At 55.6% G+C, this 14,815-nt stretch carries 13 protein-coding genes; 7 read left to right on the top strand and 6 right to left on the bottom strand.

What is annotated here, in order from left to right:
* Positions 1-124 precede the first annotated feature (124 nt).
* On the top strand, positions 125-2,203 hold the full coding sequence (locus tag Q371_RS05725) for an ABC-F family ATP-binding cassette domain-containing protein (RefSeq protein WP_169743795.1): 2,079 nt from the start codon (positions 125-127) through the stop codon (positions 2,201-2,203).
* On the opposite strand, the gene Q371_RS05720 is transcribed toward Q371_RS05725, so the two are convergent.
* Positions 2,184-2,603: a secondary thiamine-phosphate synthase enzyme YjbQ gene (locus Q371_RS05720; protein WP_034337587.1), complete on the bottom strand. Its 420-nt coding sequence runs from the start codon at positions 2,601-2,603 to the stop codon at positions 2,184-2,186. The genes Q371_RS05725 and Q371_RS05720 overlap by 20 nt on opposite strands.
* 175 nt (positions 2,604-2,778) lie before the next feature.
* On the opposite strand from Q371_RS05720, the gene Q371_RS05715 reads away from it, so the two are divergent.
* From Q371_RS05715 to aceF, 3 genes are all read left to right on the top strand, one after another.
* Positions 2,779-3,204 (top strand): hypothetical protein, encoded by a 426-nt coding sequence (locus Q371_RS05715; RefSeq protein ID WP_034337359.1) that lies wholly within the window; start codon positions 2,779-2,781, stop codon positions 3,202-3,204.
* 298 nt (positions 3,205-3,502) lie between these two features.
* The gene (aceE, locus tag Q371_RS05710; protein WP_034337357.1) at positions 3,503-6,211 is read left to right on the top strand and encodes a pyruvate dehydrogenase (acetyl-transferring), homodimeric type; all 2,709 of its coding nucleotides are present in this window, start codon (positions 3,503-3,505) and stop codon (positions 6,209-6,211) included.
* 102 nt (positions 6,212-6,313) lie between these two features.
* On the top strand, positions 6,314-7,984 hold the full coding sequence (gene aceF / locus Q371_RS05705; protein WP_034337355.1) for a dihydrolipoyllysine-residue acetyltransferase: 1,671 nt from the start codon (positions 6,314-6,316) through the stop codon (positions 7,982-7,984).
* 165 nt (positions 7,985-8,149) lie between these two features.
* Here the strand turns inward: aceF and Q371_RS05700 are convergent, their stop codons facing one another.
* Genes Q371_RS05700 through Q371_RS05690 form a run of 3 tightly spaced genes read right to left on the bottom strand, consistent with a single transcriptional unit; the run spans position 8,150 to position 9,234 of the window.
* The gene (locus tag Q371_RS05700) at positions 8,150-8,551 is read right to left on the bottom strand and encodes a Fur family transcriptional regulator (protein ID WP_034337352.1); all 402 of its coding nucleotides are present in this window, start codon (positions 8,549-8,551) and stop codon (positions 8,150-8,152) included.
* The gene (locus tag Q371_RS05695) at positions 8,526-8,915 is read right to left on the bottom strand and encodes a DUF883 C-terminal domain-containing protein (RefSeq protein WP_034337349.1); all 390 of its coding nucleotides are present in this window, start codon (positions 8,913-8,915) and stop codon (positions 8,526-8,528) included. Before Q371_RS05695 ends, Q371_RS05700 begins: the two co-directional genes overlap by 26 nt.
* The gene (locus Q371_RS05690; RefSeq protein WP_084571248.1) at positions 8,902-9,234 is read right to left on the bottom strand and encodes a phage holin family protein; all 333 of its coding nucleotides are present in this window, start codon (positions 9,232-9,234) and stop codon (positions 8,902-8,904) included. The genes Q371_RS05695 and Q371_RS05690 overlap by 14 nt, the downstream gene beginning before the upstream one ends.
* A 148-nt stretch (positions 9,235-9,382) precedes the next feature.
* On the opposite strand from Q371_RS05690, the gene Q371_RS05685 reads away from it, so the two are divergent.
* From Q371_RS05685 to Q371_RS05675, 3 genes are all read left to right on the top strand, one after another.
* Positions 9,383-10,018, top strand: coding sequence for a class I SAM-dependent methyltransferase (locus Q371_RS05685; protein WP_169743794.1), 636 nt, complete (start codon positions 9,383-9,385; stop codon positions 10,016-10,018).
* 65 nt (positions 10,019-10,083) lie between these two features.
* Positions 10,084-10,983 carry a phytoene/squalene synthase family protein gene (locus tag Q371_RS05680; RefSeq protein WP_034337346.1) on the top strand — a complete coding sequence of 300 codons (900 nt, stop codon included), beginning with the start codon at positions 10,084-10,086 and terminating at the stop codon, positions 10,981-10,983.
* Positions 10,984-11,124: 141 nt separating this feature from the next.
* Positions 11,125-12,600: a phytoene desaturase gene (locus tag Q371_RS05675; RefSeq protein WP_034337581.1), complete on the top strand. Its 1,476-nt coding sequence runs from the start codon at positions 11,125-11,127 to the stop codon at positions 12,598-12,600.
* Between the two features lie 96 nt (positions 12,601-12,696).
* On the opposite strand, the gene Q371_RS05670 is transcribed toward Q371_RS05675, so the two are convergent.
* Positions 12,697-14,181, bottom strand: a complete 1,485-nt coding sequence (locus Q371_RS05670; protein ID WP_034337344.1) for a hypothetical protein — start codon at positions 14,179-14,181, stop codon at positions 12,697-12,699.
* Positions 14,178-14,807 (bottom strand): ABC transporter ATP-binding protein, encoded by a 630-nt coding sequence (locus tag Q371_RS05665; protein WP_051963369.1) that lies wholly within the window; start codon positions 14,805-14,807, stop codon positions 14,178-14,180. The genes Q371_RS05670 and Q371_RS05665 overlap by 4 nt, the downstream gene beginning before the upstream one ends.
* Positions 14,808-14,815 lie beyond the last annotated feature (8 nt).

The following is a 14,815-nucleotide window of genomic DNA, read 5'->3' as shown; positions in this document are numbered from 1 at the left end:
CTCCTGTCTGTACTGTACGGTGCTTGCAGATGAAATGGTTGCAAGGTTTCATCCGCCATTTGTTCCAGAACCCCTGAATGTTGTGCGGATTTGCTGCACCACAGGCTTCCAGTACCATGAAAGCATGCGAACACTGCTCCAACTCACCGATCTGCATTTTGAAACCGAAAGGAAGCTGTTGTTCGATGTGCCAGCCCTCAGTGTGTCCTCGGGAGACAAAATTGCCCTGATGGGACAGAACGGCTCAGGGAAGACCACCCTTTTTAACTTGCTCACCGGACGCCTCAAAGCCCAGAGTGGCATCCTGTGGAAAGCCGAAGATCTGAAAATCAGCCTGCTGGAACAGAACCCCACCCTGCCAGAGCACCTGACCGTGATGGAAGCTGTGCGGGCTTTCAATCCCCATCTGGTGCAGGAACAAGAGTTGCGTGAACTGGAAATCCAGATGGGAGAGCGCCCAGAGTTGCTCGCCCAGTGGGACGACCTCCACCAGCAATACGAACGGGAAGGCGGTTACACCTACGAGCACCGGGCCAAAAGCATCCTGTTTGTGCTGGGATTGGACGGCAAACTGGACCAGTTGCTGGGAACCCTCTCTGGCGGCGAAAAGACCCGTTTTGCTCTGGCCCTGACTTTGCTGGACACTGCTGATTTGCTGCTTCTGGATGAGCCGACCAACCATCTGGACATCCGCATGCGGGAATGGCTGGAAAACCGCATCAAACGCAGCAAGCAGGCGGTGATCGTGGTGTCCCACGACCGGACCTTGCTGGATCAGGTGGCCCAGAAAAGCTGGTACATCGATCAGCAAACCCTCACGGTTTACCCCGGAGGGTTCAGCAAAACCCGCATGGAACGGGCCATTCAGCGCAAAACCCTTCAACGTCTTCACCAGCAAGCCCTGCATGAACGTTTGCGCCTGACCGAGGTGGCCGATCAGCAAAGCCTCTGGGGAGCCAAACCCCGACCCATCCGCAGCCGTGCAGAGCACATCGAGCAAACGGAAGCCCCTCAAAAAGAACGCGAAATCCAGATGTTTTTCAGCAGTTCAGACACCAGAGCCCCCATGCTCCTGTGGGGTCGCAACCTGACCATGCGGTACGGAGATTGTGAGGTGATCCGACAAGCTGACCTGAAAGTGCGCAAAGGGGACCGCATCATGCTGATTGCCCCCAACGGTTCAGGCAAAACCACCCTGATGGAGATGCTGCTTGGGAAGCGGTATTCCACCGATCCACAAGCCGAGGTGCGCTACTACACCACCCGATTCAATTATCTGGATCAGGAGCACCACGGCCTTTCGGAAACCGAAACCCTCAAAGAACAATTCACGCAGGTTTACCCAGAGCGCACTGCACGCACTTTGCTGGGACAATACGCTCTGGGTTGGGCATGGGAGAAAACCCCTGCTGAACTCTCTGGTGGAGAAAGGGTCCGGGCCGGGCTGGCCCTGATTGCCCACTCCAAAGCAGATTTGCTGTTTCTGGATGAGCCCACCAACCATCTGGACATCGAGACCTTGGAATCTCTGGAAAGGGCACTGAACGGTTTTCAGGGGGCATGCATCATCGTCACGCACGACCGGATGTTTGCACGCAATGTGGGCACCCGGTTCTGGACGCTGGAAGATGGGGTGCTCAAGGAATACAGCACCCTCACACGGACCGAAGCACTTGATCCCTTCCGTGAACTGGCTGGAGATCCACCCCCTCCGCCCCCTCCACCTTCATTGTCTGAGCGCATTGACAAAGCCGAAGACCGCATTCAGGACATTCAAAAAACCCTGTTCACCGAACTCACCCGTTTGTCCCAGCGTGAAGAGGGAAGGCTGCGCTCAGAGCAACACCACCTGCAACAACTGCTCTATGAAATGTATGCCGAAAAACACGCCAGACCCCAGTACGACCACCTGATTCGAGATTCGGGATTGAAGATCATCTCTGACCAGCATGAGACAGGCATCACCTTCACCGCTTTGAATGCCCCAGAGTGTCCGGCTCTGGTTTTTCAGGATGGGCATCTCAAGTTCACAGCAGACACCATGGAAAAGTGGTACCAGAGGGCTCTGGTCAGGGCAGCTCTGGTGCTTTTGTTTGAACGGTACCGGGTGACAAGGGTTGAGTTTGCAGTAGGTCAGGCTTACACGCGTAAGGATTATTTGCTGGACAATTACGTGAAGCGGATCACTGACCAAATGCAGTGATCACCAGTCTTCTGGACCCTCCACGGTCCCGATGCTCTCCAAGGTAAATGCCCTGCCACGTTCCAAGGGCCAGCTTTCCTTGCTGGATCGGAATGGAAAGGCTGACCCCGAGCTGGCTGCTTTTGATGTGGGCAGGCATGTCGTCTGGGCCTTCATAATCATGCTCAAAATAAGGGGTGCTGTCTGGGACAACATGGTTGAAGTAACGTTCAAAATCGCGGCGCACATCTGGAGATGCATTCTCATTGAGGGTCAGGCTGGCAGAGGTGTGCTGGATGAACACATTCAGCATGCCCATTTGAATTTGACGGATCTCTGGGAGGGCCTGAACCACATCAGGGGTGATCAGGTGAAAGCCTCTGGGCTTGGCGGGCAGGGTGAGGTTGCGCTGAAACCACAACATGATTCGCAGTATAAAGGTGAATTTATGGGGCATCCACACAAGGTCCAGATGGGGTTTGACGTCTGGGCAGGCCCTTGAAAGTGGCTATGGATGGGATTTGCCTCTGCGCAGCTTGCATTTCTGCATTTTTCAGAATTCCTTTGCTATACTACCTAGCGTGACTGAAGAACTCATGACTGGTCGTTTTCACGGCGCCGCAGGATATGACGTGCGCTGTGCCCTGGACGGTGACTTTATTAAGGGTCGCGTCGGTGGGAAACTCGCAGGTAAAAGCTTTAACCTTGAGATCACTGAAACAGGCGTGCAGGGAACTGCCGCTGGATTGAACGTCGAAGTTCACCTTCAAGACGGTGCACTGGTGGGCAGCATCGGTGATCAAGAACTCACTTTGCGTGGTGTAGACCGCGTGACTGGACGCCTTGGTGGCCCCATTGTCGGTTGGGATGTTGCAGCCCAGCAAAACGGCAAGAAGCTGATTGGTCGTCTGGGTGGAACCGTGATCGGTAAAGATTTCGAGTTCAACCTGGGCGAAGCACCCGGCTGGATTGGGGTGCTGGTGGCTCTGGTGGCCTTCTACGTGTTCGAGCAAGTGGCCTGAGAAGCCCCCACCGCTTCTCTCTTTCTGAAAAATGTCGGGACTTTCCGGCATTTTTTCTTTGGTGGGTGGGAACGTCAAATGGATGACATCCAACACCTTCCACAAACCCTACACTGTAAAATGTTGGCTTTCAGGACGTGAACCATCCGTTCCTTGCCCGGCTTTTTCCTGCCTCAAAATTAGATCTAAGATTCAGCTCTATGCAGGAATGGCCTCGGGCAGTTAAAGTATATTTGTCTCTGAAGTGGTTTACTTGCTCACCAAGTACACTACTGGCGAAGAAAGGGGTCAATGCATCATGGCAGATGTTAACAATGCGCGAGCTGCCCTCAATCCTGACCAGCTTGCGAAACTCAACTCCGTGGAATTGCAGGAATGGCTCGACTCTCTGGCTTATGTGCTGGGCAGTGCGGGCAACGAACGCGTTCAGGAGATTCTGGAAGAACTCAAACAATACGCTTACTTCCACGGGGTGAAGATCCACCACAAGCAAAACACCCCTTACATCAACACCATCCCTGCCCACCGTGAACCCGAGTTCCCTGGTGACGCCGAGATGGAACGCCGGATCATGAACATCAACCGCTGGAACAGCGTGGCCATGGTGATCCGTGCCAACAAAAAGAGCGATGGCATTGGGGGACACCTGTCCACCTATGCTTCTGCCGCAGAACTGCTCGAAGTGGGCTACAACCACTTCTTCCGTGGACATGGCGCAGGTGTGGACCGTGACCTGATTTTCTTTCAGGGCCACTCCAGCCCCGGCATGTATGCCCGCAGCTTTCTGGAAGGCCGCTTCAATGAGAAGCAGCTCGACCTGTTCCGCCGTGAACTGCAAGACGAGCCCGGCCTCTCCAGTTACCCCCACCCCTGGTTGATGCCCGAGTACTGGGAATTCCCCACCGTCAGCATGGGTCTGGGTCCCTTGCAGGCCATCTATCAGGCCCGCTTCATGAAATACCTTGAGAACCGCAGCCTGAAGGAAAAAGGCAAAGGCAAAGTCTGGGCTTTCCTTGGCGACGGTGAAATGGACGAACCCCAATCCATCGGGGCCATTCGTTTTGCTGCCTATGAGAACCTCGACAACCTGGTGTTTGTGTTGAACGCCAACCTCCAGCGTCTGGACGGTCCAGTGCGTGCCAACTCCAAAGTGATTCAGGAGTTCGAAGCCCTGTTCCGTGGAGCAGGCTGGAACGTCATCAAGGTGATCTGGGACAGCAACTGGGACAAACTCCTCCAGAAAGACAAAACCGGTGCTCTGGTGCGCCGTTTCGAGCAACTGGTGGACGGCGAATCCCAGCGTTACGCTGCCTTTGGTGGCAAGGAGTTGCGTGAACGCTTCTTCAACACCCCTGAGCTGCAAGCCCTGATCGAAGGCATGACCGATGCCGACCTTGACCGCCTGAACCGCGGTGGTCACGACTTCAAAAAAGTCTACACCGCTTACAAGGCCGCCACCGAGCACAAAGGCAGCCCCAGCATCATCATTGCCCGCACCATCAAAGGGTACGGTCTGGGAGACAGTGCACAGGCCAGAAACGTGGCCCACCAGGTCAAGAAGCTCGACAAAAAGAGCCTGCTCGGTCTGCGTGACTTCCTCGGCCTTCCCCTGACCGACGAGCAGGTGGAAAACCTTGAGTACTACAACCCCGGCCCCGATTCCCCCGAGGTCAAGTACGCTCTGGAGCGCCGCAAAGCTCTGGGTGGCCTGATTCCTCGCCGTGAAGTGAAAGCTGCACCCCTCAACACCCCCAGCTTTGACTTCTTCAACGAGTTCTATGCAGGTTCAGGTGGCCGTGAAGTGTCCACCACCATGGCTTTTGTGCAGGTTCTCAGCAAACTGATCCGCGACAAAGAAGTGGGTCAACTGGTCATCCCCATCATCCCTGACGAAGCCCGCACCTTCGGCATGGACGCTCTGGTGCCCAGAATCGGCATTTACAGCCCCAGAGGCCAGATGTACACCCCCGTGGACGCTGGCACCCTGATGGCCTACAAAGAGTCCGAAACCGGCCACATGCTGGAAGAAGGCATCACCGAAGACGGAGCCATGGCCAGCTTCATTGCGGCAGGCACCTCTTACGCCAACTTTGGTGTGCCCACCATTCCGTTCTATGTGTACTACTCCATGTTCGGCATGCAACGCATCGGGGATCTGGTGTGGGCTGCCGGAGACCTGCGCTGCAAAGGCTTCATGATCGGGGCCACCGCGGGCCGCACCACCCTGAACGGGGAAGGCCTGCAACACGAAGACGGCAACAGCCTCCTGCAAGCCTACGTGGTGCCCAACCTGAAGGTCTACGATCCTGCTTTCGCTTTCGAGATTGCAGTGATCATCGAAGATGGCCTCAAGCGCATGTACCACGACATGGAAGACATCTTCTACTACATCACTGTAGAGAACGAGAACTACGTGCAAGCCCCCCTGCCCGAGTACCTCCCCAGAGAAACCGTGTTCGAGCACATCATCAAAGGGATGTACCTGTTCAAGAAGAGCGGTCTGGAAGAAGCCAAACTGCAAGCGCAGATTCTGGCCTCTGGTCCTGCCATTCTGGCCGCTCAGGAAGCCCAAGAGATGCTCAAGGGTTACGGTGTGGACGCTTCCATCTGGTCTGTCACCAGCTACAAAGAACTCCACCAGGACGCTCTGGCTGTGCAGCGCCACAATATGCTGCACCCCACCCAGGAGCCCCAGAAGTCCTTTGTTCAGCAGCAACTGGAGAGCGCTCCCGGCGTGATCGTCAGTGTCTCTGACTACGTGAAGCTCACCGCCGATGGTCTGAACGGACACCTCGACCGCAAAGTCTGGACCCTCGGGACCGATGGTTTCGGACGCAGCGAGAGCCGTGAAGCCCTGCGCGACTTCTTCGAAGTGGATGCCAAGCACATTGTGGTGCAAACCCTCTATGCCCTGTGCACCGAAGGCAAAGTCAAACCCGAGGTGGTCGAAAAAGCCATCAAGGACTTTGGCATCAACCCTGACCGTGCCAACCCTGTGACCCGATAACCTACACCGCACCCACCCGAGACAATTTGAAAAGCTCGGGTGGGTTCATGCAGTACAGTGGAAAAGGTTCGACTATTCTGTTCCTGTTGAAAGGAGACATGCGTGGCTACTGAAGTGAAACTCCCCGAGGTGGGCGACAACATTGCGTCTGCTGCCGTGGTCAACGTGCTGGTGAAAGTGGGCGACACCGTCAAAGCCAACCAGCCGATCATTGAAATTGAAACCGACAAAGCTGTTGTAGAGGTCCCCTCTGACAGCGACGGTACCGTCAAAGAAATCAAAGTCAAAACCGGCGACAACGTGCCAGTTGGAGGCGTGATTCTGGTGCTGGAAGGGGAGGGGGCCTCCGGTGTGGTTGCTCCTGCCACCCAGACCGACCAGACCGCCTCCACTTCTCCTGTGGCAGAGCCTGAAGGCACTCTGGTTCCCCAACCTGCTGCCTCTGGTGGTGCCTCCACCGAAGTGAAGCTTCCCGAAGTCGGTGACAACATCGCTTCTGCCACCGTGGTCAATGTGCTGGTGAAAGCCGGAGACACCATCTCCAAAGACCAGCCCATCGTGGAAATCGAAACCGACAAAGCCGTCGTTGAAGTGCCTTCAGAAGCTGCTGGAACCGTCAAAGAAGTGCGTGTCAAAGCAGGCGACAGTGTGCCTGTGGGTGGCGTGCTCTTGGTGCTGGAAGGTGGCGCAAGCGCTCCTGCTGCTCCTCAGGCTGCACCCAAAGCTGAAGCCCCCAAGGCCCAGCCTCAGCCTGCCAATCAGGGTTCTCCTGCACAGGCTCCCGGCAACCAGATTGCCCAGAATGAAGGTCCCAAAGCTGCACCTGCTCTGGTGGCCATGGATGGTCGTCAGGTCGCCCACGCTGCCCCCAGCGTGCGCCGTCTGGCCCGCGAACTGAACGTGGACATCAACACCGTGGCTGGCACTGGCATTGCCGGACGCATCTCTGAAGAAGACGTGCGCCGCACTGCCGGAACCCCCACCGTCACCGCTCCTGCTGCCGCTGCACAGGTGGCTGCTGTGGCTGCTCCAGCTGTACAGGCCCAGCCCCTCCCCGACTTCAGCAAGTGGGGCAACATCCGCAAGGAAGACTTCAATGGGGTGCGCAAAGCCACCGTTCGCAGCATGGCCAACGCATGGGCATCTGTGCCCATGGTGACCCACTTCGACAAAGCCGACATCACCGTGATGGAACAGGTCCGCAAGTCCTTCGGGGCCAGAGTGGAAAAAGCCGGTGGCAAGCTGACCATGACCGCCATCCTGATGAAAGTGGTCGCCAACGCCCTGCGCAAATTCCCCAAATTTGCTGCTGCCATCGACGTGGCCAACGGACAGGTCATCTACCGCGATTACATCAACCTCGGAATCGCTGTGGACACCCCCTCGGGCCTGCTGGTGCCGGTCATCAAAGACGTGGACCGCAAGTCCATCACCGAAATCAGCATCGAGTTGGGTGAAATTGCAGGCAAAGCCCGCGACCGCAAACTCAAACCCGATGAAATGGCTGGAGGCGTCTTCAACATCTCCAACCTGGGTGGTATTGGTGGTTATGGTTTTACCCCCATCGTCAACCCACCAGATGTGGCGATCCTCGGGGTCAGCCGTTCCAGCTTTGAACCCGTCTGGAACAAAGACAAAGGCGAATTCGAGCCTCGCTTCCTGATGCCCCTCAGCCTCAGCTACGACCACCGTCTGATTGACGGGGCCGATGCTGCCCGCTTTGTGCGTTACATCTGCGAGTCTCTGGAAGATCCCTTCCTGATCAGCCTGTAAACCCCCTGCTTCTCACTGCGTTCGAAGCTGTCCCCCTCATTGAGGAGGACAGCTTGTTTTAATGCGTTTGACAGTGAGATAGGAGGGTTCTTCTGAACCCTCCTATCTCAAAAAACCTCTACCAGAGAGAAAGCCTCTTATGCTTCTGTCAAATGCTATAGAGCGTCAGCGAAAGGCAGGGGAATCTTGGCACTTCGGGCAGGTGCCGTACAGGGTCAGTTCATGCGCCTCTACGGAATAACCGCCGGGAAGCAGAGTTCCTGTGGGAATGTTGAGGGGGCACATGTCCAGATCCACCACTTCTCCGCATTTCAGGCACTGAAAATGGTGGTGGTGCCCGAGGTTGGCCTTCTCAAAACGGTTTTCTCCGCTCGGGAGGATCACGGTTTTGATCTGGTGGTCGTCTTGGAGCATTCTCAGGGTGCGGTACACCGTGGCAATGCCAAGTTTGGGCAGGCTTTGTTGGGCCTGATCGAGAATTTCCTGCACGCTTAAGGGGCCTCTGGCGGCCTCAATGACGTGCAGGATGGTGTCTCTTTGTTTAGTGTTTCTTCTGGGACTGGTCATTGGTGGGTTTTTTGGTGCGTTCCAGCAACTGGTCGGCAAGTTCTTCCAGTTTAGGGGCCAGCACCTTTTCCTGCAACACTTTGAGGACCAAGCCGCCCACTGCGGTCAGGATCACGCCACTGAGGGCACCTTTGCTGGCAGCGGCTTCCTTGGCCTGCTCAACATTTTTTCCGCCAGCCACCTTGACGATTTTGGTTTTTTTGGTGCTGCGTCCAATCAGGACACCCAGCAACAAACCTGCGCCCACAGCCACCCCAATTTTTTTGAGGGGATCCTGTTGCAATTTGACGTGCAGGCTGGTGCTTTCTTGCAGGGTGTTGAGGCTTTCTTCGAGGTGGCGTTTGGCTTCATCAGACTGGGTCATCGTTGTCGGTGCCTCCAATTTTTTTCAATGCGAACATCACCATGCCTCCGGTCAAAAGCAAAGACAGCAAGAACATGACCAGAGACGCCCCCCATGAAGGGAGCCACAGGGACAGCAGTTGGTAAAGGGCCATCAGCAGGAAAATCACTGCTGCCAGCAATGGGAACAGGGCAGCCAGCATGATCAGCACGCCCAGACCCTTCTGTTTGATTTGTGCGCCAATATTCTGGAACACTTCAGCGATCTCGGCTTTCACCACGCGGATGAAGGCGTTGATCACATCCATAAAAGCGTTCCCAATGGGTTTCCTCTCGTTCATCGCCTTAATCCTAACAGATCATGAGACCTGCAGTTGTGTGTTTTACACTGCATGTTGGCTTCAGGGCAATGTAATCTTGCCCTCAGTGCTTTCTCACGATGGCAGGCTGGTTTACGGTGTCATTGAGAGCCTGTGGGCACAATGGGGCATGTCTTCTTCATTGACCCTTGCCCAGAGCAGCAACAAACTTCTGCTGACCGCTCTGGGCTACGACCTCTGGCGCAGACGCTCCATTTCTTTGATGACGGGTGAGGATTTTCCTCTGGAGCGCGAATTCAGGCAATTTCTGGACTGGGTTGGCCCGGTGTCCGGTCGAAACTGGCTGGATGTGGGCACCAGTACGGGCAATTATGCCCGCGTGTTGGTGCAGGAAGGGGCCACCGTCACGGCTCTGGACCTTTCGGAGGTGTTTCTGAAACACTTGCCCCGCCATCCCCGTTTGCACCGCAAATGTGGCATCATGGAGGAGACGCTGTTTCAACCTGTTTCATTTGATGGTGTGGTGATTGCTGGAACCCTCAACGAGACGTCTTCGTGGCAAGACATGCTTACCCAATCTGCCCGGGCGCTTCGCGAGAACGGTTTGCTTTACTTGATGTATCTGATGCCTGCACAGACCTTTGCAGGCAAGGGACTTCAGTCCTTTTTGGGCGCCGGTGGCATCAAGTTCTTGGCCGCAGACACTGTCAGAAAGTATCTGCAATTACAGGATTTTGCTCTGGTTCAGGAAAATCACCGTGGTATTGTGGGTTTTGAATTGTACATCAAAAAGTCTGGAATGTAGTCCAGACCGATGTTGCAATGGAACTGCACCCCTAACATAAACCATCTCACTCTGGAGTGGAGCACATGATCAGAAATCACAATCCTGAAATTATCGCCCCACCAGCACAAGCCATTCAGGTGTGCCGCGAACTCACCAAGCATCACTCCAAGACTTTTTATCTGGGCAGCAAGTTCTTTCCATTGCAGCAGCGTCAGGCCGTGTGGGCTGTGTATGCTGTCTGCCGAACAGGGGACGACATCGCAGATGAGTCACGCCCCGAGGATGCCCCCAGAGCTCTGGAGCAATGGTGGGAACGGACCCAGAATGCCTTGCAGGGCCACCCTGCCGATGACGATGTCAACCGTGGGTTGGCTTGGGCTGCAGACCATTACCCTTTGCCCCAGGAGGCTTTCTACGAGCTGTACCTTGGCCTGAAGATGGACCTTGATGAGATGGTTTACCAGACCCAGGCGGATCTGGAACTGTACTGCCGTCGGGTGGCAGGGATCGTGGGCCTGATGATTTCTCCGATCTGTGGTTACACCGGAGGCGATGAAACCCTGCAAAAAGCCCTGAAGCTCGGGATGGCCATGCAACTCACCAACATCCTCCGGGATGTCGGTGAAGACCTGTACAACCGCAACCGCGTGTACATCCCTGCCGACCTGCTCCGTGAATTTGGGGTCACCCGCGAAATGATGCAGCAAGGCAAAGTCACCCCAGAGTACCGTCGCCTGATGCAGCACCTGATCGGCATGGCCCGACGCTGGTACCGTGAAGGCCGGGACGGGATACCTTGCCTGAAAGGTTCAGGTAGACTGGCAGTGGCCGTGGCTGCAAAAGCTTACGAAGGCATTCTGGACGCTCTGGAACGGAACGGTTACGACAACTTCCACCAGAGGGCACAGGTGAGTGGCTTGCGCAAACTGGCCATGATTCCCCAGAGCTGGTGGGGATTGCAGCAGCAACAGTTCAGCAACTGAGGTTTGGCAGGCATCACCGAGCAGGACCATGCAGGTTGTTTTGGAGTGGTTTTCGGTTTTCAAGTCGGTTGGGGTGTTCGCACTTCGACCTTTTTCGCCCTGTTTCAAGTACCCTTTCACCAGAGGGCCAGAAGGAACATCATGCCTAAAAACATCATCGTGATCGGGAGTGGCTTTGGAGGACTTGCCACTGCCATTCGTCTGCAGGCCAGAGGCCACCGGGTCAAGCTTTTCGAAAAAAGAGACAAACTCGGCGGACGAGCGTACGTCTACGAGCAGAACGGTTTCACTTTTGATGGCGGCCCCACCATCATCACGGCACCTTTCATGTTTGATGAGATCTGGCAGGCAGCAGGCAAAAAACGCGAAGACGATGTGACTTTCGTGAAATGCGACCCGTTCTACCGCATTTTTGACCACAACAAACGGGTCTTCAATTACAACGACGACGAGATGTACATTCTGGAGCAGATCCACAACATCAGCCCTGAAGACAAACGGGGTTACATGAACTTCATCCACTCCACGAAGTCCATCTTTGACAAAGGGTTCACCGAACTGGCAGACAAGCCTTTCCTGAACTTCACCGACATGCTGAAAGTGGCCCCAGACCTGATCCGTCTGCAAAGCTACCTGAACGTGTACCCTTACGTCAGCAAGTTCATCAAAGATCCCTTCCTGCGCCAGTGCTTCAGTTTCCACCCCCTGCTGATTGGGGGCAACCCTTACGACTCCAGCAGCATTTACGCCATGATCCATTACCTTGAGCGCAAATGGGGGGTCTGGTACGCCATGGGTGGCACCGGAGCCATTGTGGAAGGGATGGGCAAACTGTTTGCTTCTCTGGGTGGAGAAATCCACCTCAACACCGAAGTGGCCGAAATTCTGGCAGATGATGGTCGCGTGCAGGGCATCCGCCTGAAAGACGGCACCGAGCACCGCGCCGATGACATCGTCTCCAATGCAGATGTGGCCTGGACCTACAAGAACCTGATCCCAGAGAACAAGCGCAAGAAGTACACCAACGCCAAAGTGGACGGCATGAAGTACAGCATGAGCCTGTTCGTGATTTACTTCGGCACCAAAAAGCAATACCGTGACACGGGCCTTGCGCACCACAACATCATTCTCGGGCCAAGGTACAAAGGCCTCTTGGATGACATCTTCCACAAGAAAGTGGTCGCAGAAGACTTTTCCCTGTACCTCCACATGCCAAGCCTGACCGACCCCAGCATGGCTCCAGAGGGCGGAGAGTGTTTCTACGTGTTGTCTCCGGTGCCTCACCTTGGAAGCGGCACAGACTGGACCACCTTTGCCAAAGTCTACCGGGACCGCGTTATGAAGTTCCTTGAGGACAACTACCTGCCCGGTCTGCAGGAAAACCTGATTGCTGAGCACCACATCGATCCCATTCACTTCAGAGACGAACTGAACAGCCACCTCGGGGCGGCCTTCAGCATCGAGCCTGTCCTCACCCAGAGCGCCTGGTTCCGTCCGCACAACCGTTCTGAGGACTTTGAGAACCTGTACTTTGTGGGAGCAGGAACCCACCCCGGCGCAGGTTTGCCCGGCGTCTTGAGCAGTGCCAAGATTGCCGAAGACTTGATCTGTGACTGAAGCTCTCACAATCAGGTGATGACCAGCAGCACATGAAAAATTTCAATCAAAACAAAAAAGGACAGCCATTCAAGACTGTCCTTTTTTATGGTGTTCTCAAAGCTCCAGAGGTTCCACAGGAGGTTGTTCCAGCAGAGACAGGTAAAACACCCCTGCCAGCAACACCTGAGCTGGAATCACAAACCCGGCCCAACCCAGTTGCAAAACAATCACAGCAGGCACCACAGCCAGCAAACCAGCCCCAAACTTCAGGTAGGTGCTCTGGGTGCCCAACTGGGTCCAGTTGTTGAGGGCTTCCAGAGCCAGCAGGTACAGGGGTGCCATGGTGAGGGTCACCAGCACCACAGTTCCAGAGATGCCCAGCAGGGGAGACACGAGCATCAGGATCAGGTAGAAGCCCATGGAAATGACCATTCCGGGCAGGATCTGCCCTGTGGCCCGCACCTCTTTGGGCATCGGCACCCACATCGGTTGGGTGGTGCTCGGGACCAGTCTGGGCATCACCAGACCCAGAGCCACCAGAGGCAAGGCCCCCACAATCAGGGCTTTGTCGGGTTGCAAAGCCAGAAAATCCACGGCATACAGCACAAGGGTCAGGCCGATGAGGGTCACCAGATGATCGATGGGGCTCTGGCGGTACAGACCCAGCAGGGTGCGCCATGCCACCATTTGCAGGTGTGCCCGTTCAGAAGGGACTTTCAGGGTCCGGTTGTGCTGGTCTCGGGGCCTGAGGGTTTGCTGCAATTTGCGTTTGGTGACCAGCAAATCGGGTGCGCCCTGTGCATTCATGGAGCCCAGAGAGAAAATCAAAAGGGTGTCCACGGCCCGGATTTCGCTGAGGATCATGCTGTGTTGCAGGAAGGCTCTGGGGTAATCTTCCTGCAGGTCACGCCCCACCTGCCAGAGGGTCAGGCCCAGCAAAGCCAGCAGAAGCAGGGTGCCCACAGGACTGGATGTGATGAGAGAGCCCAGCACACTGAACTCTGGCACCCAGAAGGCCAGAGCACTGCCCACCACCAGCAAGCCCAGAAGCACAGGCAAAAGGCTGGACCTCTGGTCTTCCTGCCAGCGGTATTTCAGCCATCCAAGATGCTGCACCAGCAAACCCAGCAAGATCCAAGACAGCACTGCATAGGGTGTGATGAATCCCAGCAGTTTCCAGGTGGTCATGCTCCAGAGTGCTCCCACAAACAGCAAAACCACGGTGTCACGCAGCCCAGCAAACACCATCGGATAAATCAGGGTTTGCAAAGGTTTCACAGGGCTGAATCCCAGACGCACTGCATCCCTCTGGGAAATGAAAAAAGGAGGGGTGATCTGGGTCAATTTGATGGCATACCAGAGGGCCACCAGCCCCAGGGTGAAACCTGCTTTTTGCACCAGAGGCACACTTTTGATCAGCTGGGTGGCGTCTTCAAAAGCCCCGTATCCCAGAAACAACACACTGACCAGCATGTAGATGAAAGTGGGCATCCCGATGGCTTTGCTGAACCATTGCCACCACACATCAAATGCACGTTTCAATGTTTTGTTGCGAATGCCCTGAACCGCCTTCAGGGCAGTGTGGTTGGAGGTGGTCATGAAACTTTGTTCACCACGCCATCGTGCACCCGGGCCACCTGTGCTTGCAGGATTTCGGTGGTCTCGGTCTGGTGGGCACTGAGGAGCACCCCAGAGCCTTGCTGGGCAGCTTCACGGATGCCGTGGGACAGGGCTTCCTGTGCCGCCTGATCCAGTGCGTTGTACGGCTCATCCAGCAAAGTGAGGGGCAGGTTGAGGCCCAGAGCCAGAGAGAGGGAAAGTTTCTGGCGCATTCCTCTGGAATGGGTGGCTGGAAAATCCTTCAGGCGGTCGGTCAGGTGAAAGCGTTCCAGCCAGTCCAGAATGGGCTGCTCGGGTTTGCTGTATAGGGCGGCCACATAGTGAACATGCTCTTGCAAGGTCAGGTCTTCGTAAAGGGCGGGTTCGTCTGGGACGTACACAAAGTGTTTCCGGCCTTCGATGGATTTGGGGTGCTCACCAGAGACCCGCACCTCCCCTTTGGAGGGAATCAACCCGATCATTCCGCGAAGCAAGGTGCTTTTTCCGGCCCCGTTGTGACCCACCAGGTGGACAATTTCGCCTTTTTTGACTTCGAACTCTGCCCGTTCAATGATGACGCGGTTTTGCAGTTTGACGCTGAAATTTTTGACTTTGAGTGGCAGCATGAACAACC

This window comes from Deinococcus misasensis DSM 22328 (genome assembly GCF_000745915.1).
In the GTDB taxonomy this organism is placed as follows: domain Bacteria; phylum Deinococcota; class Deinococci; order Deinococcales; family Deinococcaceae; genus Deinococcus_C; species Deinococcus_C misasensis.
This window is presented reverse-complemented; position numbering and strand designations above follow the sequence as displayed.